The sequence below is a fragment of the Ralstonia pickettii genome (genome assembly GCF_000607165.1).
Lineage (GTDB): Bacteria > Pseudomonadota > Gammaproteobacteria > Burkholderiales > Burkholderiaceae > Ralstonia > Ralstonia holmesii.
In genome coordinates this window covers 328,885-348,331 of the sequence record NZ_JFZG01000004.1, presented here as the reverse complement: position 1 = coordinate 348,331, position 19,447 = coordinate 328,885, and the positions used below count along the sequence as shown (strand labels likewise).

The window sequence follows — 19,447 nt, the reverse complement described above, 5'->3', positions numbered from 1 at the left end:
CTTCGGGTGCCCGTTTTCTTTTGGGACAAGCCCATCAATGTCGCATTCGACGTTCGATTTGCTATCACTTGTTCTGAATTCTGATTTTGAAAATCAGAAACGGTTTTCAGAACCGTCTCATGTATTTGCGGCATCGCTTTTGGCAGCCTTTGGCAGGTTTGCACGTATTTCATTTTGTCGATTACCTGCCAAAGGAGCCCCCTCATGGACGGCCTTGATCATTTGCCGCTTTCTGGCCGCACCATTTCCGTTTCAGGCGCAGCATTGCCCATGCTCCTTGGGCAACCCACCTTGGTGTTTTCAAGTCTATCCGGCACGGACAACCTCAACGAACTGTTCGAATACGATCTGGAACTGCGCACGCCAGATGAGCGTCACGCGATCTATGGCCCCGCAGCCGACCTAGACAAGAAGACCCTGGAGGGCACTGAAGTCACGATCCGGATCGAACTGGATGGCTCGGGCATCGGTTTGCAAGGCCGCGCAGGTGCAGGCACACGCGAGATCACCGGGATCGTCACACGGGTGCGCGGCCCCTATCTGGTAGGCCGACATATCGCCTATCGCCTCACACTGAGGCCCTGGCTATGGCTTGCAACGCGGCGCTCAGACTACAAGATCTACCAGGAAAAGAACGTTGTTCAGATTCTGGATGCGTTGCTCGCAAATTACATCTATCCGGTAGAAAAGCGCCTGGATATGCGGAGGTACCCCACAAGGGTCTTTCAGCAGCAGTATGGCGAGACGGACTTCGCCTACTTCCAGCGCCTCACTCAAGAGTGGGGAATTTCCTGGTTCATGGCCCATTCCGGCGGGCGGCAACGCCTTGTGCTAACCGACAGCAATAGCGCATTCGGGCCCTGCTCAAGCGCCGCATATCACACGATCCGCTGGCAGGCCGCACCAGACCGCATCGACGAAGAACATGCCCATGAATTCGAACTCATTGACCAGCTTGTCTCGGGCGAGTGGCGTACATCGGACTACGACTTTGGCAAGCCTCGTGCCGACCTGAGCATTCGGGACTGCGACCCGCGCGAGACGGCGCACTCAACGCACAGTCTCTACGAATACCCCGGCGACCACAGCCAGCCGGCAACCGGCAGCGACCCATGGGACGAAGGCCGATTCATCGCTCGCATTCGGATGGAGGAAATCCGGCAGCATGGATTGCGCGGCAAAGGCAAGGGTAACTTGCGCGCAATAGTGCCGGGCTGCACCTTCCACCTCGTTGGTTTTCTTGAACAGGAAGCTAACCGTGAATACCTCATCTTCGGCACCAAGCTTCGCATTGAAGACATAGGCGAAACCACGGGAACCGGCCAGCAATGGCGTTGCGAAGTGGAATTCGAGGTACAGCCCACCAACGAAATATTCCGGCCTGCACGCACGCAGCACAAGCCACGTATGTCTGGCCCGATCCAAGCGCGTGTAGTCGGCCCGGCAGGACACCCGATACATACCGATCAGTACGGGCGCATCAAGGTGCAGATGCCGTACGACCTGTACGGCAACAACGACGAGCACAGCTCATGCTGGCTACGCGTTGCCAATGCGTGGGCGGGCCATCGCTTTGGCGCCATGCACCTGCCGCGGGTCGGGCAAGAGGTCCTGGTAATTGGCATTCATGGCGACCCGGACTGCCTCATCGCCACCGAGCGCGTCTACAACCAGATGAACCTGCCACCGTGGGTCTTGCCTCAAATGCAAGCGCTCTCGGGTTTTGCCAGCCAGGAATTGCCCGATGAAGAAGGCCGCGGCAGTGGCCGCCAAAACAAGATTCTGGCGGATGACACACCGGGGCAACCGCAGGCTCAAATCGGCTCGGACTTTCAATCATCGGAATTGGCGCTCGGCCACATCGTTGCGATTCCTGGCTGGCAGGGTCGCGGGCATAAGCGCGGTGAGGGCTACGAGCTGCGCACCGATGCGTGGGGAGCCATGCGGGCATCGATGGGGATGCTTCTGACGACCTACAAGCGTAACCACGGAGACGACTACGCTTTGAGCATGGGCGATATGGTGGACGCCTTGCAACAAGCGGAGTGTCAGACCGAGCAACTGGCCGACGCCGCTCAGCAGGCGGATGCCCAGAATGGCGAGCAGAAGGAAATCGCCAAGGCCATGGCACGCCAGCATGCCGCGCTCAAGGGCGATGGACCGCTCAAGGAATTCACGGCTCCTCAGCTTGCGCTGACCAGCCCCGTGGGCATCGCCACCTCAACACCGGGTCTGACCCACCTGCAGAGTGGCACGCATCTCGCCATTACCACCGGAGACCATGTATCCGTCACAGCTGGCGGAGGATTCTTCGCCAGCGTTCGGCAGGCATGGCGTGTCTTTGTCTACGAGGCAGGAATGCGCTTTGTTGCTGCCGCCGGCAACATCAATGTGCAGGCCCTCAAAGATTCCATCCACCTGCTCGCCAAGCTCGAAATTACCGCCACCGCCGAGAAGATCATCATCAAGGCCAAGCAGGAGCTGCAACTCAACGGTGGAGGCAGCTATATCAAGTTGACCACCGGCGGTATCGAAAACGGCACCGAAGGCGCGTGGAAAGTCCACGCCGCCAGTAAAAACCTCACCGGCCCAAGCAGCATGCCGGTCGATCTCAAGCCCAAGCAGGTGTGCCTCGAATGCCTGCTGAAGGCCGCCATGCGCAATACCGCCGTGGTGCCCCGCTAACTCCCCCCAACTTTTCATCAACCATCATCGAACTGATCATGCGAAATTCCTATCAAGCGCACCACCCCTCTTTTGCCTTTGTCGCAACTTCCTGGGCGGCGCTACTAGCCGGCTTTCTTGCGTTTCTCGTTGGACTCTTCAATGCCAACATGCAGTTGAACGAGCGGGGCTACTACTTCACCGTGCTCGTCTACGGCCTCTTTGCCGCTGTGTCGGTACAAAAGAGCGTGCGAGACCGGCTCGAAGGTATCCCCGTCACGGGCATCTACTACGGCCTGAGCTGGGTTTCCGTCCTTCTGGCGGTGTTGCTACTGTGCGTGGGTCTGTTCAATGCCACGCTTGCCCTGAGCGAAAAGGGTTTCTACGGCATGTCGTTTGCCCTTGCACTGTTCGGCGCCATTGCGGTGCAAAAGAACACGCGCGATATCCAGGCAGCCCAACCCCTCGTCATTGATCCGGCCCTGGTACAGCACGTTCCGGATGCCAGCGCATTCGCGCGCCAAGACGACTAGCACGCCCGGCAAGCCCTCCGGCTCGCAGACGTCGCTCCGTCATCGCGAGCCGGCCACTCTCTCAGCCATCCCAAAGTGTGCAATGTCAGGAAACGAAAACACGGTTCATATCTATGTGCTGGCGGATGGCGCTGCTTACCCTTTGCGCCTGGCCGCCTTGCTGCGCGAGGCGGGCACCGAATTCCGCAACGTCTACGCCGGCTTGCCAGAAGAAGAAGCAGGAGATGCTTCGCTCTTCCTCGCACGGGTGGCTGACGCCAACGCACCGTGGCTGGCCGAGCTGGATGCGATGGACTTGCAGGCCCCATGTCTCACCTTGATCTGGAGCCGTGCCGATATTGATCCGCTCGTGCGCCACCTGCGTCAATTCCTGATTGCCGACATTGGCGATGGCATGACGGCGTTGGTCCGCTATTACGACCCACGCAATCTGCTGCTCGCAATGGAAGTCTGGGGGGATGAAATCAGCGACAAGCTCATGGACCCCATCGAGCAGTGGAAATACCGCGGCCACAGCGAAAGCTGGGAACGCATTGATGGTCCAGCGAATAGCGGCGCCACGCAAACCGTTCCACTTTCGATTCAGCTCACCCAAGAGCAACTCGACCGGCTTGTTGATCACTGCGAGCCCGATCAGCTTCTCGCAGCATTGGTGGAGAACGGCACTGTAAAGCAGGATGGCCCTTACCTCCCCCGGTTCTCGGATTTCCTGCATCGCTACCAGAAAGCTGCAGCATGGGGTTTAACCGAACCCGCTGACAGACTGCGCTTTTGCGAGCTGTCCTACCAATACGGCCCAGCTTTCGACGAGCACGGCAGCGTTCGCATCGCATTGGAAAAGCGCATGCATAGCGGCAGCTCCATGGCGGCATGTGAGGAAGGCATTCACCCTGCAACGTGGGAGCAATTGCTTACGAAAGCCAAGCGCTCGAGATAGCCGAATGCATTTGAAAGAACCGATCACAAGGGATTGCGGTGCCTCGTACGGAAAGCGCGTGCGCATCCGTCTGTCCTTGATTCGGAACGTCAGCTTATGAAAACCCAATTAATCAGGGCGCTTTTGCTGATCAGCCTCGCCCTACTAGCCGGCTGCGATGACCGCGCGGCCATGGCGGCACGGGATGATGGCGACCCCATGCAATACGGTGGTGTCAGCGGATTGAACTACACGCCGTACTACATCCACACCTTCAACGTGAAAGGCCACGATGACAACGGCATCAGCGGCGGCGGACCAAACATCATGCCCGCCACCCCAGACAACATGCCATCCGGAGGGGGGGCGGAAAAATGTTGCGCCGCCTTCCCCAAAAGATGGCGTCCTGGCCTAAAGGTAACGGTGCGGTGGATTGCCAATAAGAAGCTAGACGGTATTGCATGGGGGGCTTGGTACAAAGCCGAAGCGGAGGTGCCGGAGTATGGCCCACGGGCAGGCGCACTCTTTGCCATATTTCTTTCCGGAGACCGCGTGAAGCTGATGGTGCAGGACGGTAACGCAAATGGACACAACAGTCTCGAAGTCAAACCAACTGACGATGACCCTTATGTGGCCACAGGCACGGTGGACGAAGAACTCACGCGTCAAGATGAAGAGCGGCGCGAGAAGCAACGTCAAATGAAGGTCGCGCGAGAAGCCGGATTGGCCCGCGAAGCCGAACTCAATAAGCAAAAGGAGACCACCCGATGAAGTCTCCTGCGAATAAATCAATCACATCAGCTCTATTCTTTAATCGGAGTAACCGGTTATGAAAACCCAATCGATCAGGGCGCTTTTGCTGATCAGCCTCGCCCTACTTGCCAGTTGCGACGACCGCGCGGCCATGGCGGCACGGGATGATGGCGACCCAATGCAGTATGGCGAAGTTAGTGGGCTGAACTACACCCCCTATTACATCCACACCTTCAACCTAAAGGGGCTCGACGACAACGGCATAAAAGGGGGCGGGCCGAATATTCAACCAGCCCGATCCGACGATTTGCCATCCGGCGGAGGTGGAGGGAAATGTTGCGCCTCCTTCCCTAAGAAATGGCGCCCTGGCCTGAAGGTGGTGGTGCGGTGGATTGCCGATAAGAAACTAGACGGTGTCACTTACGGTTCTTGGTACAAAGCCAAAGCGGAGGTGCCGGAGTATGGACCAAGGGCAGGCGCGCTATTTGCCATCTTTCTTCCCGGAGACCGCGTGAAGCTGATGGTGCAGGACGGTAACGCAAATGGACACAACAGTCTTGAAGTCAAACCAACTGACGATGACCCTTATGTGGCCACAGGCACGGTGGACGAAGAACTCACGCGTCAAGATGAAGAGCGGCGCGAGAAACAACGTCAAATGAAGATTGCTCGAGAAGCCGAATTGGCCCGCGAAGCCGAACTCAGAAAGCAAGAGGAGACGAACCAATGAAGGTCTTACGCTGGCCCACTAAGATGCCCGATGGCGGCTTGCTCTCACAAGCAAAAACCGCATATGAGCACGGTAAGAGCAAAGTCATCGACCCACTCGGCTCCTGCGAACAGACCATTCATATCAGCCTGTTCTTCGATGGCACCAACAATAACGATGACGAAGACAACCCGGAGTTCCGAGATTCCAATTGGCAGGCACACACCAACGTGGCACGCCTATATAACGCGGCACGGGAAGAACCCTGGAATGGCATCTACCGGCATTACATCGCCGGTGTTGGCACGATCTTCGAGAAGCTCGGTGAACTCGAATACTCCTCCACAGGCAAAGCCTTCGCGCGCGGCTACGGTTGGCGCTGCGTGTGGGGTTACACGCGCGTGCTGAACTCGATCTACCGAGCAATTGCTGGCGCCAACGCGACGCTTATAGAAAACGACGAAGCCAGACGCCTCTGCCATTCCACTGCTGACGGCTACCGGGGCTTCTCCAATCTCTTCGACATGACACACCGCAAACTCGCCGGCATCCAACGCGACAGGCAACGCGACTGCCAGCGCAACAAGATGGTCAAGCAGGTGTGGATCAACGTGTTTGGCTTTTCGCGCGGTGCAGCCTGCGCGCGCTCGTTCATCGGAAAGCTCACGCGCGATTGGGCACCGAACGGCAAGATTGCTGGAACGATCCCCTACCAGATCAACTTCATGGGGTTGTTCGATACCGTGGCATCCGTGGGGCCACCGGACTCCGTGCGGGCGGCATTTGATTTCGATACGTTCGATGGCCACTTTGCGTGGTCCAGCAATGGCCTCATGAACATTCCCAGAGACGTCAAACGCTGCACCCATTTCTTTTCCATTCACGAACAGCGCATGAGTTTTCCGCTGGATACCATCATGGAGGGCCAAGCCTATCCGGGCGGCGCTGGCCAAAGGCTGGAGGTGGCCTACCCCGGTGTGCATTCAGACGTCGGCGGCGGTTATCCGCCTGGTGCCCAAGGGAAGGCCCGCGCTGGCGATGCCGACAAGCTCAGCCAGATTCCACTGCATCACATGTACATCGAAGCATTGCGCTGGGGTGTGCCGCTTTTGGTTGGTGAGGACGTCAGCAAGAGCCCGTACATGAGGGATGATTTTGCCTTGAGTCAGTCGGTCGTCAATGCCTTCAATGCATGGTTGGACAAAATGGGCGGAATATCGACCGTGACAGATGCCATGCGCATCGGCATGCAGCAGAACCTTGCATGGCGCACGCTGCGCGCACGCTGGAACACTGGCGACTATCTCACCAATCGACCGTTCTTCAAGGCTGCTTCTGAAGACAGCTTGACGCCGTATCAACTGGAATTGCAGGTCGACAAGGCAACGGAAACCGATGCAGAAACCTTGAAGCTGCGCCAGCGCATCAAAGAATTGGCCGCAGGCAGCGCCACTGCAGGGCTGGAAAATGCTTCACGGGGCTACGCCAGTGCGGCGACGAGAGCGGCCCAGATGGTACAGGCTGCCGAACGAGACAAGAAGATGCAGGCAGCCTGGAACGCCATGGCACGCAGGCGGGAGCAACTCTGCCAAAAAATCGCCAGGAAGAAAGACAAGACCCGGCCTGGCGAAGGTGCGGATGAAACCGTCACTAATGATCAGCATGACCTGCGGGAGAGCGCAGAAGAATTCCGCCTGCTGCTTGGCTACCTTCATCCTGAACGGCAGGCCGAGCTTGGTGTTGAGAAAATGCCATCACCGTTGATGGCCAAGATGGAGCGATCGGCGATCGGCCCGGTCGGCATTGGAGCCGCAGCCTACGATGCCTACAAGAATGCAGCCCAATTGCTTTACGTGCGACGCGATCGAAATCCCGACAGCGAGCGTATCAATCTGGTAGACAAAGACATGCATGTGCGAACAGGCCCAGTGGTCGCTGGCGCGCTCAAGACCAAGGCATTCCTGCCAGAGCGCTACGACGTGTTGGTTCTGCCAGCACGCGAAATGGTGGAGAAGCTGCGCGAATGGACTGCACCCAAAGCAGTAGAGCAGTTTGAGCGTCAGAACCGAGCCATCATCGCCCTCTTCGATGACTATATCCATGACAACCGCGCATGGTTTCGCATGCCGTACTTTCATGAGTACGCGCCAGGCGGGTATGGCTGGGCACGAGTGTTCTTTGTCGGCAACGACAACGCCATCAGGCATTTGGGCTTGGAGGAAGATGCGCGCGCGGCGGAACAAGCTGCACGAACAAAAGCGCTTGTGCGTAGTATCAACGCCGGTCCAACGCCAACGCTCGATGAAATGCTGATGGGAGATTGAACATGCTATCCAGGTCCATCATCGTGGTCGGAGACGTCAACTCCAGCAACGGCCCCGTCATCAGCGGATCACCAACGGACACCATTGACGGCAAGCCGATCGCCCGCAAGGGCGATCTCGTGGACTGCCCCGCGCGCTACCCAGATGGACGCTTGCATGGCATCAACCCCATCGTTGAAGGTGACGATTCCATGATCGTGAACGGCCAACCGGTGGCTCTGCACGGGCATCGTTGCCGATGCGGCTGCACACTTGTCGGCACCACGACGGGGTATGTCGATGGCTAAACGTCAGCGTTCAAAAAAAAGGCGCCAGTCTGGCTGGCCGATCAAGGTGCGAAACCTGGCAAGCCCCAGGCCAAATCCGAGCGGAAGGCACCTGCGGCTGAGAAGAAACTCACGGACATCAAAGGCGCCATCCATGACAATGACGCCAAGCCCGTGACGGTCGAGGCGTACAGTGAAGCCGCGCTTCAAAAAATGCTGGATCGCATCAAGCGAACGGAGCATCCGTGGGGCTTGAGAATCGCAGCAGGTCGACTACTCAGGGCCATCGCCGATCTGTCTTCCATCAAACACCTCAGACGCGGTCAAATCGAGCACCTGCGTGCCCTGCTGGTGCTCGAAATCCAAACCTTTGAAAAGCTTTGCCATCGGGCGGCCTTTGACCGTCATCACATCGTGGGGGCGAGCTATTGCTTGTGTGCTGCGTTGGATGAAGAGGCGCATCACACCCCATGGGGTGGTGGTGGCAAAGACGGCATTGGCGCATGGCCGCAACACTCGCTCACCGCGCAGTTTCACGGCGATCGCGATAGCGGCACCAAGGTGTATCAACTCCTTGCTCGCCTGGTCGAAGACCCCAATGCCAATCTACAGTTGATCTACTTGATCTACTTCATCTTGAACGTGGGCTTCATGGGCTCTTACCGCGTCAAGGAGAATGGCGAACGCGAGCATCAACTGCTGCGTGAAAAGCTCTACGCGATTGTGAAGGCTAGAGTTCCGCCCGTGCCACGGGAGCTTTCACCGTCATTGCACGTCGCCACAGAACGCAACCTCAAGCCGATCGGCGGCGTTCCGGTGTGGTTGACTGCAGTCGTTGGCCTGATGATTGCCACTGGAACCTATGCGTACTTCCAATTCAAGCTGCACAAGGCACAGGAGGCAACCTTGCAGGCAATTGAAGCCATCGATCAGTTGGTCTCCGCCCCTCCGCCCTTGCCCGCGCTTGATACGCCGAGATCCCGAGCGAATGGCGAGCCCAGTCGCCAGCCATCCGGGGGCCGATAGCCATTCGGGGGGCATACAAGCAGCCCCGGGGGGGGCGACGTCGCGTGGGTAAAATTCACCCTCAACCGTTACGTCTTTCGCTGTTCGAACACCCCGCCATGACCAAGGCCCACCGCCCTGCCATCAGCATCGCGCCCCATCAGCACCCGGACGACTCGCCGACGCTGACAAAAGGCCAGAGAGCATTCAACGCGCTGATCAAGCAAATTGAGAATCGGCGCAAGCGGCTGGCGGATTGGGAGACTGCCACCGTTCAGTTCCAGGGCCGATATGCAGGCGAGTTCTTGCCGCTGGAGCGCAGCCGCATCGCATTGCAGATCCGCCTCGTCCGCAGCCTCGATCAGGTCTATGAGCACGACGCCTTTACCAAAGCCGAGCGCCGCAAGATATCCGCCCTCATCGTCGAGCTGACGACAGATCTGATTGACGAAGACCCGAGCCTGAAGGCGCTTTACAACAAGTACAGCGGCACGGATTACGACCGGGAAGCCGCGCGGCAAGCGGCAGTGATGAAGTCAAGGCTGGAAGCAGCCCTCGGTGTCGACCTGGGCGACGACACGGATGTCGATTCAGAGGAGGCACTCCTGCAACGCGCCCGCGCGCACATCGAGCAACGGGCCGAGAAAAAAGCCGCCGCAGCAAATAAGCGCGAAGCCCGCCGGGCCGCCCGGAAGAAGTCTCCCAAGCAACTGGCCGCAGAAGCACGGGAAGAAGACGAACAGGCGCAGATCAGCCTGTCCATTCGCGAGGTCTACCGCAAACTCGCCAGCGCCCTGCACCCCGACCGCGAAACTGATCCGCAGGAGCGGGAGCGGAAGACACGGCTCATGCAGCGCGTCAATGAGGCCTACGACAAGAACAACCTGCTGCAACTGCTGGAGTTGCAGCTTGAGCTTGAGCACATCGATCAGCGCTCAATCAACCACATCAGCGAAGCGCGGCTGACGCATTACAACCAGATCCTGAAAGACCAGGTGCGCGAGCTGGACCGGCAAATCCATCGTGTCGAGACGAGGTTTCGGCACACGTACGGCTATCAGCGGTTCGGGGCGCTGCCGCCGGACGCCATCCTGCAAAAGCTCGACATCGACATCGCTGCGCTCCGCCAAGATGTTCGCAATATCGAGCAGGATCTTGCCGCCTTTGACGATTTCAAAGACGTGCGGCGGATGCTGAAATCCCGCCCGGCGCTCGACTGATGGCCTGCTGAACTGCACGCCGATCCAACAAAACGGGCACCCGAAGGTGCCCGTGTTCGTTATAGCGATCGGTCGATCGGCCGATCAGAAGCGGTGCTGCAGGCCCATCGTCACGCCAACCTGGTTGTTGGCGTAGCCGATCACGTCGCGCGACAGGCTTACGTTCTGGCCGTTCTTGGCCTTGGCATAACCGGCAGACAGGTATGCCGTGGTGCGCTTGGACAGCGCGTACTGGCCGCGCACCGAGAACAGGATCGGATCGGCATCCGTGCCGTCCTTGATGTTCTGCTTGTACACCGCGCCGTACAGCGTGAAGGCCGGCGTCACGTCGTAGCTGGCGCCCGCCCAGTACATATCGCTGCGCAGGCTGGCGGCCGCCGTCGTGAAGGCGCGCTTGTAGTTGCGATAGCCCGCGAAGAGCTTGAGCGCGCCGAAGTCGTAGCTGGCGCCGGCGTGTATGCCCTGGATGTAATCGGTTGTATCTGCCGGCGTGGTGCTCGTGCCTGCGCCGTTCTGACGATCCCACGTGACTGCAGCCGAGAAGCCGCCCACGCTGTAGCCGACGCCCAGGTCGTACTTGGAGCTGCTCTTGAAGTTGCCGGCTGCCTCGCCAAAGCCCACGGTGGCGCCAAGCTTCAGGCCACCAAAGGTGCCGTCGTAGCGCACGGCGTTGGAAGCGCGCGAAAACAGGCCGTCCTTGCGATCGCCCGTGGCCGTGGACGACGTGGCCCACGAGTAGTTCGGCGCGTAGCCCATCGGGTCGTACGGCAGCATGAAGTCGTACGTGGTGGTGAACGTGCGGCCTGCCACCACCTGCCCGAAGCCGCCAGCCAGACCGACCACGGCGCGGCGGTCGAACAGCGTGTTGTCGGTGTCGAGCTTGCCGGTGTCGATGGCGATGCCGCTTTCCAGGTTGAACACGGCCTTCAGGCCGCCGCCCAGATCCTCGGTGCCGCGCATGCCCCAGCGCGACGTGTTCTTGCCGCCCGAGACGAGGCGCGTGGCGCTGCCGCCGTTCGGGCCAGCGTGGTTCACATACTCGATACCCGAATCCATGATCCCGTACAGGGTCACGTTGGAGGATTGAGCGGCGGCCGTGCCGGCCGTGGTGGCGGTGACAAGCGCAACCACTGCCAGCGCCATCGAAGTCTTGTTCATCAGGTCTCCCTTATTCGTTGTCCTTGCGCAAAAGCCCCATTCACAGGGCTTTGGGCGGGACGGATCGTATGAGGGGCGCACTTTCAGTTCACTTTCGATTGGCGGGAAATTGCCGGTGTGTGTCGCGGCGTTCTCGGGGGTTTCCCTAGCTTCAAAACATGCGGCGATGTCTGTATTCCTCTGCGGCTGATTGAGAGACGTCCGATATGCGCATCCTGTTGGTGGAAGACAACCTGAAGCTGGCCAGCACGCTGGAAGAAGCCCTGAGCCAGGCCGGCTTCACCGTCGATTGCGTGCATGACGGCCATGCGGCTGACTTGCTGCTCACCACGCAGGACTACGCGCTCGCCATTCTCGACATTGGCCTGCCGCGCATGGATGGGTTGGAAGTGCTGCGCCGCCTGCGCGCGCGCAAGAACCCGCTGCCGGTGATGATCCTGACCGCACATGGCGCCGTGGAAGAACGCGTGCGCGGCCTGAACCTCGGGGCTGACGATTACCTTGCGAAGCCGTTCGACCTGACCGAAGTGGAGGCCCGCGCCCGTGCGCTCATCCGGCGCAGCCACGGCCACGAGAGCACGCAGTTGCAATGTGGGCCGCTGCACTACGACGGCATCAGCGGCGCCTTCACGCTTCACGGCGAACTGCTCGCCCTGACCGGCCGCGAGCGCGCCGTACTGGAAGTGCTGATGCTGCGCGATGGCCGCGCCGTCAACAAAGCCGCCATCTCGGAAAAGATCTTCAGCATCAACGAATCGGTCAACGCCGATGCCATCGAGATCTACGTGCACCGCCTGCGCAAGAAACTCGACGGCAGCGGTGTGGCCATCGTCATGCTGCGCGGGCTCGGGTATCTGCTGGAAGCCACGCCCAGCACACCGGCGAACGCAGGCCGATGAGTCTGCCCACCCTGCGCCGGCAGCTTTCGTTCTGGTTGCTGCTCCCTCTGATGGGGCTGCTCGCGCTCGACGCCTGGCTCACGTATGCGCGGGCCATGACGGCTGCAAACGCCGCGTTCGACCGTACGCTCGAAGCGTCGCTCAAGGCCATGCGCGAGGGCGTGCGCCTTCGCGACAAGCAGTTCGCCATCGATTTGCCCTACCTCGCGCTGGACGTTCTCCAATCGGAAACCGGCAGCAGCGTCTTCTATCGCCTGACCGATGCCAACGGCAAGACGCTGACCGGTTACGACGACCTGCCCATGCCCACAGGGCGGCGGCCGGCGCCCTATCGCTCGGTTTTTTACGACAGCCAGTTCCAGGGCATGCCCGTGCGCCTGGCCGCGCAGGCCGTGCCGGTGCGCGATACCCAGTCGACGCAGATCCAGCTCGTGTGGCTGTTGGTGGGCGAGACCCTGGAGCCCCGCGAGGCGCTGGCGCACGAGATCCTGGCGGGCTCATTGCAGCAGGAGGGCCTGCTGGTGGTGCTGGCGGTCGGCATCGTCTGGTTGGGCATCAGGCGGGGTCTGCGGCCCCTGCGCCAGCTGAGCGAAACCGTCGCCGGACGCGGCACCGATGAGCTTGCCCCGCTGCCGCAGCAGGGCTTGCCGGCAGAAGTCGCTCCGCTGGTCGAGGCCATCAATCAGTATGTGGCGCGCCTGCTGCACATGGTGCAAGCCCGCAAGCGCTTCTTTGCCGATGCCGCACATCAATTGAAGACGCCGCTGGCCGTGATCCAGGCGCAATCCGAACTCGCCCTGCGCGAACCCGATGGAGACCGCATCCGCCGCCATCTTGAGCCGCTGCACGGCACCGTGCGAGAGGCTGCGCGGGGCGTGCAGCAACTGCTGTCGCTCTCCCGCCTGGAGACCGACAGCGGCTACGCACCGCAACTCCAGCCGCTGCGCCTCGACACCCTGGCCGCGGATGTCGCGCTGGAACTGGCGCCCGTTGCGCGCAAATCCGGCGTCGACCTCGGCTTTGAAGGCGAACCGGTGACGGTGGCCGGCGAGCCGCAATGGCTGCAAGAACTGATCGGCAACCTGCTCGACAACGCCATCCTCTACGCGGGAAACGGGGCGCGCGTCACGCTGCGGGTCAAGCGTCTGGCGATGGCGATGCTCGGCGAGCAGGCCGTGCTGCAAGTGGAAGACGATGGCCCTGGCATTGCGGTGCCTGAGCGCGATGCGGTATTCGGCCGTTTCTATCGCGGTGCGGCATCGGAAGGCCACGACGGCAGCGGCTTGGGTCTGGCAATCGTCCGCGAGATCGCGCTCCTGCACGGCGGCACGGTAGCGCTGTCGGAAACGCCCGGTGGAGGACTGACCGTAAGCGTCTACCTGGCCCTGGCATTGGCTGAAGACACGACTACCTGAACGCGGGTTGCTGCACGACAACATTGTCTTCGCAGGGCTCCGCACATCGCCCAACGCCGTGCACCGTTTGCGTGACAACGCGGCGCACCATTTCCACGCAGCCTGCACGGCCCGCTGTTCCGCCGAAATTGGTTCCATCCGCGCTCTGTTATGCCCGCCGCACGTGGGCTGGCATACGACCTAAACTCAAACACATCGCCACCACCGCACGATCGACCGCCGAGCTTGCTCGGGCAAGGCATCCGGGGTTTTCCCTATTGTGGTGCCACGGGCCGCACGCCCGTAGGCCGCGCCCGAGGTGTCGCCAAAAATGGCTCCATCAAATAACCAGGATTGGGTCCACTTTGCAGAACAATGAGCCGCTATAGTCCATCAACAATTCGTCACAACACGGCATGTTGACCGACCCGAATGGATCGGAGAACGGCAGGAGGCAGTAATGAAGACCGACGACGTGATCGTCAGCTTTCGCGGTGTACGCAAGACGTATGACGGCGAGACCCTCGTGGTCAAGCATCTGGACCTGGACATCTACCAAGGCGAGTTTCTGACTTTGCTCGGCCCCTCCGGCTCGGGCAAGACCACCTGCCTGATGATGTTGGCTGGGTTTGAATTTCCGACCGGCGGTGAGATCCGCCTGGAAGGCGCCCTGCTCAACAACGTGCCGCCACACAAGCGCAACATCGGCATGGTGTTCCAGAACTACGCGCTGTTTCCGCACCTGACGGTGGCGCAGAACGTGGAATACCCGCTGACCGTGCGCAAGATCCCCGCTAGCGAGCGTGCAGACCGCGTGCACAAGGCCCTGCAGATGGTCCGCATGGAGGGCTTTGCCAAGCGTTACCCGGCACAGCTCTCGGGCGGCCAGCAGCAGCGCATTGCGCTGGCCCGCGCGCTGGTGTTCGAGCCCAAGCTCGTGCTGATGGACGAACCACTGGGCGCACTCGACAAGCAACTGCGTGAACACATGCAGTACGAGCTGAAATCCCTGCACGAAAAGCTCGGTGTGACCTTCGTCTACGTGACGCACGACCAGGGCGAGGCGCTCACCATGTCCGACCGCGTGGCCGTCTTCGACAAGGGCATCGTGCAGCAGCTTGACACGGTAGATAGCCTCTATGAACGCCCTTGCAACGAGTTCGTCGCCAACTTCATCGGCGACAGCAACACGCTGCGCGGCACCGTCACCCGCGTCGAAGGCGACTACTGCGAGCTGCAGCTCAACGACGGCGCCCGCATCATGGGCCGCAATATCGCCGGCGCCAATGTGGGGGCCACCGCCACCGGCTGCATCCGCCCCGAGCGCATGCGCCTGGCTGAGGGCGCTTCCGCTGCCGGCAATGCGTTGCAGGGCCAGACACGCGGCCTCGTCTACTTTGGCGACCACGTGCGCATGCGCTGCGCCCTGCCTGATCAGCCTGAATGTTTCGTGAAGGTGCCGCTGGGCACGCGCGCGCTCGAAGGCTTTGCGCCGGGCGCGCCGATCCAACTCGAATTCGCACCGGAACACCTGCGCGTTTTTGCATGACCTTGCATGACCCATGCGGGCATCCCCGCCCGCATGTCACCACCATACGTTGTACCCACACACCAAAAAGAGGAGCCAAGATGAAACACATCGCAAAGACGCGTCTCTCCGTATTTGCCGGCGCGTTCGCCATTGCATTCGGCGCGCACGCGGCCGAACTCACCGTCGTCAACTTCGGCGGAGCCAATGGCGACGCACAGAAGGCCGCCTTCAACAAGCCGTTCGAGGCGCAGACCGGCAACAAGGTCACCGTGGTCGAGTACAACGGCGAGCAGGCCAAGATCAAGGCCATGGTCGAAGCCAAGCACGTCAACTGGGACGTGGTGGAAGTCGAATCGGGCGACATCGGCCGAGGCTGTGATGAAGGCCTGTTCGAGAAGCTCGACTGGAGCAAGATCGCCAAGAAGAGCGATCTGATCCCCGAGTCGCCGAGCACCTGCGGCGTGGGCTTCTTCGTGTGGTCGACCGCGATGGCGTACAACGCCGACAAGCTCAAGACCGCCCCGACCGGCTGGGCCGATTTCTGGGACGTGAAGAAATTCCCGGGCAAGCGCGGCATGCGCAAGGGTGCACGCGGCAACCTGGAATTCGCATTGATGGCCGACGGCGTGCCGGTCAAGGACGTGTACAAGGTGCTCGCCACCAAGGACGGCCAGAACCGCGCGTTCAAGAAGCTCGACCAGCTCAAGGCGAACATCCAGTGGTGGGAAGCCGGTGCGCAGCCGCCGCAATTCCTGGTGGCGGGTGACGTGGTGATGTCCACCGCGTTCAACGGCCGCATCGACGCCGCGCAGCGCGAAGGCAAGAACCTGAAGGTGGTCTGGAACGGCAGCATCTACGACCTGGACTACTGGGCCATCCCCAAAGGCACGCCCAACAAGGCGCTGGCCGAACAGTACATCGCCTACACGCTGTCGCAGAAACCGCAGCAGGAGTACGCCAAGCACATCGCCTACGGCCCGGCCAACGTAGCGGCCATCAAGGCGCTCGACGCGAAGACGCAGGCGAACATGCCGAACTCGCCGGAGAACGCGAAGAACGCTGTGCTGCAGAACCTGCAGTTCTGGACTGACCACGGCGACGAGCTGGAACAGCGCTTCGCCTCGTGGGCTTCGAAGTAACCGCATAGCGGTGTAACGCAGTGACCGCGCGGATGCCCTCGCCCCATGGCAAGGCATCCGCCGGACGAATTCCCGTAGCGATGGCGAGGCAGCATTGAACACCATGACGATCGCGGCTGAATCGGTTCCTGATTCGACGGCCAAACTCAAACGCGAATTGAAGAGCGCTGAGGCGCGCAGGCGTGCCATGGCGCTGGCGCTGGTGGCGCCGCTCGCCATCTTCCTGCTGCTCATCTTTGTCGTGCCGATCGGCGCCCTGCTCACGCGCGCCGTGCAGAACCCCGAGGTGGCCGATGCGCTGCCCAAGACGGGCATCGCCCTGAAAGACTGGGACCGCAAGAGCCCGCCGGCCGACGCCGCCTACGCCGCGCTTGCCGCAGACCTCACGATCGTGAGCGAAGGCGAAGCGATGGGGGCACTGGCCCGCCGCCTCAACACTGAAATCCCGGGCTTCCGCTCGCTGGTCGCCAAGACGGCGCGGGCCATGCCGCTGGCTGACGACCAAGGCAAGCCATTGGCGCTGACGCCTGCGCAGACCCGCGCCAAGCTCCTCGAACTCGACGATCGCTGGGGCGATGTCACGTACTGGCAGGCCATCGCCAAGAACAGCAGCCGCACGTCGCCGTTCTACCTGCTGGCCGCGCTGGACCACCGGCAAGATGCCTTCGGCCATATCGAAGCAACCGACCCCGACGAGCAGATCTACGTGACGGTGTTCATCCGCACCTTCGTCATCAGCGCAATGGTGACGGTGTTCGCCCTGCTGCTCGGCTACCCGCTGTCATACTGGATCGCCTCGCTGCCGGAGCGTCGTGCCAATCTGGTCATGGTGATGGTGCTGATCCCGTTCTGGACGTCCATCCTCGTGCGCGTGGCAGCGTGGATCGTGCTGCTGCAGACCGAAGGCCTCATCAATCACGGGCTGATGGACCTCGGCATCATCAAGGAGCCGCTTGCGCTGCTGTTCAACCGCGTGGGCGTGTACATCTCTATGACGCACATCCTGCTGCCGTTCATGATTCTGCCGCTGTACAGCGTGATGAAGTCGATCCCGCCCACGTACCAGCGCGCGGCGGTGTCGCTGGGCAGCCATCCGTTTGCTGCGTTCTGGCGCGTGTATGTGCCGCAGACGTATCCGGGCATCGGTGCCGGCGCGCTGCTGGTGTTCATCCTCGCGCTGGGTTACTACATCACGCCCGCGCTGCTGGGCGGCCCGAATGATCAGATGGTCAGCTATTACGTGGCCTACTTCACCAACGTCACCATCAACTGGGGCATGGCCTGCGCGCTGGGCGCCCTGCTCTTGCTGGCCACGCTCGTCCTGTACGCGGTGTACGGGCGCTTTACGCGACCCAAGGTTCGCGTCGGCTAACGGAGAACATCGACCATGAAACTCGCCAAACCGATGTTTGCCCCGCACACCTCGCTCATCGAGCGCATCTGGTACTTCTCGCTGCGCGGGCTGGCCGTGCTGACGCTGCTCTACCTTGTGCTGCCGGTGCTGGTGATCGTGCCGCTGTCGTTCTCGTCGAGCACGTTCCTCTCGTACCCCATCCCGAGCTATTCGCTGCGCTGGTATCAGAACCTCGTCACGTCTGACGAATGGCGCATGGCGGCCAAGAACAGTTTCATCGTCGCGCCTGCGGCCACGATCGTGGCAACGGTGCTGGGCACGCTGGCCGCCATCGGGCTGAACAAGGCCGACTTCCGTGGCAAGGGCCTGCTGATGGCGGTGCTGGTGTCGCCGATGATCGTGCCCGTGGTGGTGGTGGGTGTGGGCATGTATCTGTTCTTTGCGCCGCTGGGCCTGGCCAACACGTATATCGGTCTGATCCTCGCGCATGCGGCGCTGGGCGTGCCGTTTGTGGTGACGACGGTGCTGGCGACGCTGCAGGGGTTCAATCACAACCTCGTGCGGGCGAGCCTGTCGCTGGGTGCCAACCCGGTCATGACGTTCTTCCGCATCACCCTGCCCGTCATCGCACCGGGCGTGATTTCCGGGGCGCTGTTTGCGTTTGCCACCTCGTTTGATGAGGTGGTGGTCACGCTCTTCCTTGCCGGGGCGGATCAGGTGACGCTGCCGCGACAGATGTTCACCGGTATTCGCGAGAACATCTCGCCGACGATTGCTGCGCTGGCGACGATTCTGATTGTGTTCTCGACGGGTCTGCTGCTGACGTTTGAGTGGTTGCGGGGGCGGGCTGCGGCTAAGGCGGTGGCGTAAGTTTTTTTGGGTTTTGGTTGTTGTTTGGGCTTCTGGTCGGGGTTTGTTTCTTGTGGTTCATCCCTTGTTTCATCCCCTGCCGGGGCTGACTCACTTTCTTTGTCTTGCCAAAGAAAGTAAGCAAAGAAAGGCGCGCCCGATGCGGCGACTTCCCCTTGAATTTATGTGACCGTGCGGGGAAGGAGGCAAACTCGCTTCGCTCAAACAAGCCTCCTTCCTTTTTCCGCCCGCTCACAGAAATTCAAGGCGCCGCATAGGGCAAGGGAAGGTCAAACCATCGATCACCCGTGCAGCAGGAACCACAACACAACGCGAAGCAAAGCAAAGCGAGCAACGACAGCACAAAACAAGCACCACTTAGGGCAGCACACCGATGGTGTGGCCTTTGACGTTCCTGCCCTTGATGGCGCCTTGGATTTTTGTAAGCGGGCGGAAAAAAGACGGGGAACTGTCTGAGCGCAGCGAGTTTTCCCCGTCTCCGCCCGGTTACAAAAATCCAAGGGGAAGTCGCCATCTCGGGCGCGCCTTTCTTTGCTTACTTTCTTTGGCAAGACAAAGAAAGTGAGTCGCCCCCGGCAGGGGGTGAAACAGGCGATGAACCGCCGCGTCAAGCATCAAGCCCCCAAGTTCCCAATTCCAAACTCAACACGCGGAGCTTTTTGCGCGGCGCCCCGAGCTCGGAGCTCGACGAATGGAGCTCAGAGCTCGGCGA

Annotated in this window: 16 protein-coding genes; 15 read left to right on the top strand and 1 reads right to left on the bottom strand. The window is 60.8% G+C overall.

Features of this window, described 5'->3' with window-relative positions:
- Positions 1 to 204: 204 nt before the first annotated feature.
- The 9 genes from BG83_RS0104680 to BG83_RS0104640 all read left to right on the top strand — a co-directional run bounded on the left by BG83_RS0104680 (position 205) and on the right by BG83_RS0104640 (position 10,390).
- Positions 205 to 2,685, top strand: coding sequence for a type VI secretion system Vgr family protein (locus BG83_RS0104680; protein WP_024975626.1), 2,481 nt, complete (start codon positions 205 to 207; stop codon positions 2,683 to 2,685).
- Positions 2,686 to 2,723: 38 nt separating this feature from the next.
- Positions 2,724 to 3,197, top strand: a complete 474-nt coding sequence (yiaA, locus tag BG83_RS0104675; protein WP_024975625.1) for an inner membrane protein YiaA — start codon at positions 2,724 to 2,726, stop codon at positions 3,195 to 3,197.
- Positions 3,198 to 3,279: 82 nt separating this feature from the next.
- Positions 3,280 to 4,134 (top strand): DUF4123 domain-containing protein, encoded by an 855-nt coding sequence (locus tag BG83_RS0104670; RefSeq protein WP_024975624.1) that lies wholly within the window; start codon positions 3,280 to 3,282, stop codon positions 4,132 to 4,134.
- A gap of 96 nt (positions 4,135 to 4,230) precedes the next feature.
- Positions 4,231 to 4,884, top strand: a complete 654-nt coding sequence (locus BG83_RS0104665; RefSeq protein WP_024975623.1) for a DUF3304 domain-containing protein — start codon at positions 4,231 to 4,233, stop codon at positions 4,882 to 4,884.
- 58 nt (positions 4,885 to 4,942) lie between these two features.
- Positions 4,943 to 5,596 carry a DUF3304 domain-containing protein gene (locus BG83_RS0104660; RefSeq protein WP_024975622.1) on the top strand — a complete coding sequence of 218 codons (654 nt, stop codon included), beginning with the start codon at positions 4,943 to 4,945 and terminating at the stop codon, positions 5,594 to 5,596.
- Positions 5,593 to 7,899 carry a T6SS phospholipase effector Tle1-like catalytic domain-containing protein gene (locus BG83_RS0104655; RefSeq protein ID WP_024975621.1) on the top strand — a complete coding sequence of 769 codons (2,307 nt, stop codon included), beginning with the start codon at positions 5,593 to 5,595 and terminating at the stop codon, positions 7,897 to 7,899. Before BG83_RS0104660 ends, BG83_RS0104655 begins: the two co-directional genes overlap by 4 nt.
- 2 nt (positions 7,900 to 7,901) lie before the next feature.
- On the top strand, positions 7,902 to 8,186 hold the full coding sequence (locus tag BG83_RS0104650) for a PAAR domain-containing protein (protein WP_024975620.1): 285 nt from the start codon (positions 7,902 to 7,904) through the stop codon (positions 8,184 to 8,186).
- A 153-nt stretch (positions 8,187 to 8,339) separates the two neighbouring features.
- Entirely contained in the window at positions 8,340 to 9,191 is an 852-nt protein-coding gene (gene icmH, locus BG83_RS27615) for a type IVB secretion system protein IcmH/DotU (RefSeq protein ID WP_235193155.1), read from the top strand.
- Positions 9,192 to 9,289: 98 nt separating this feature from the next.
- Positions 9,290 to 10,390 (top strand): J domain-containing protein, encoded by a 1,101-nt coding sequence (locus tag BG83_RS0104640; protein WP_024975619.1) that lies wholly within the window; start codon positions 9,290 to 9,292, stop codon positions 10,388 to 10,390.
- Positions 10,391 to 10,474: 84 nt separating this feature from the next.
- Here the strand turns inward: BG83_RS0104640 and BG83_RS0104635 are convergent, their stop codons facing one another.
- Positions 10,475 to 11,548, bottom strand: coding sequence for a porin (locus BG83_RS0104635; protein ID WP_024975618.1), 1,074 nt, complete (start codon positions 11,546 to 11,548; stop codon positions 10,475 to 10,477).
- 206 nt (positions 11,549 to 11,754) lie between these two features.
- Here BG83_RS0104635 and BG83_RS0104630 point away from each other — a divergent pair, with 206 nt between their 5' ends.
- The 6 genes from BG83_RS0104630 to BG83_RS0104600 all read left to right on the top strand — a co-directional run bounded on the left by BG83_RS0104630 (position 11,755) and on the right by BG83_RS0104600 (position 18,735).
- Entirely contained in the window at positions 11,755 to 12,447 is a 693-nt protein-coding gene (locus BG83_RS0104630) for a response regulator (RefSeq protein WP_024975617.1), read from the top strand.
- Positions 12,444 to 13,862, top strand: a complete 1,419-nt coding sequence (locus tag BG83_RS0104625) for a sensor histidine kinase (RefSeq protein WP_024975616.1) — start codon at positions 12,444 to 12,446, stop codon at positions 13,860 to 13,862. The genes BG83_RS0104630 and BG83_RS0104625 overlap by 4 nt, the downstream gene beginning before the upstream one ends.
- A gap of 439 nt (positions 13,863 to 14,301) precedes the next feature.
- Positions 14,302 to 15,390, top strand: coding sequence for an ABC transporter ATP-binding protein (locus BG83_RS0104615; protein WP_024975615.1), 1,089 nt, complete (start codon positions 14,302 to 14,304; stop codon positions 15,388 to 15,390).
- Between the two features lie 80 nt (positions 15,391 to 15,470).
- Positions 15,471 to 16,511 (top strand): ABC transporter substrate-binding protein, encoded by a 1,041-nt coding sequence (locus BG83_RS0104610; RefSeq protein ID WP_024975614.1) that lies wholly within the window; start codon positions 15,471 to 15,473, stop codon positions 16,509 to 16,511.
- 103 nt (positions 16,512 to 16,614) lie between these two features.
- Positions 16,615 to 17,883: an ABC transporter permease gene (locus tag BG83_RS0104605; RefSeq protein WP_024975613.1), complete on the top strand. Its 1,269-nt coding sequence runs from the start codon at positions 16,615 to 16,617 to the stop codon at positions 17,881 to 17,883.
- A gap of 15 nt (positions 17,884 to 17,898) precedes the next feature.
- Positions 17,899 to 18,735: an ABC transporter permease gene (locus tag BG83_RS0104600; protein WP_024975612.1), complete on the top strand. Its 837-nt coding sequence runs from the start codon at positions 17,899 to 17,901 to the stop codon at positions 18,733 to 18,735.
- The last annotated feature ends 712 nt before the right edge of the window (positions 18,736 to 19,447 follow it).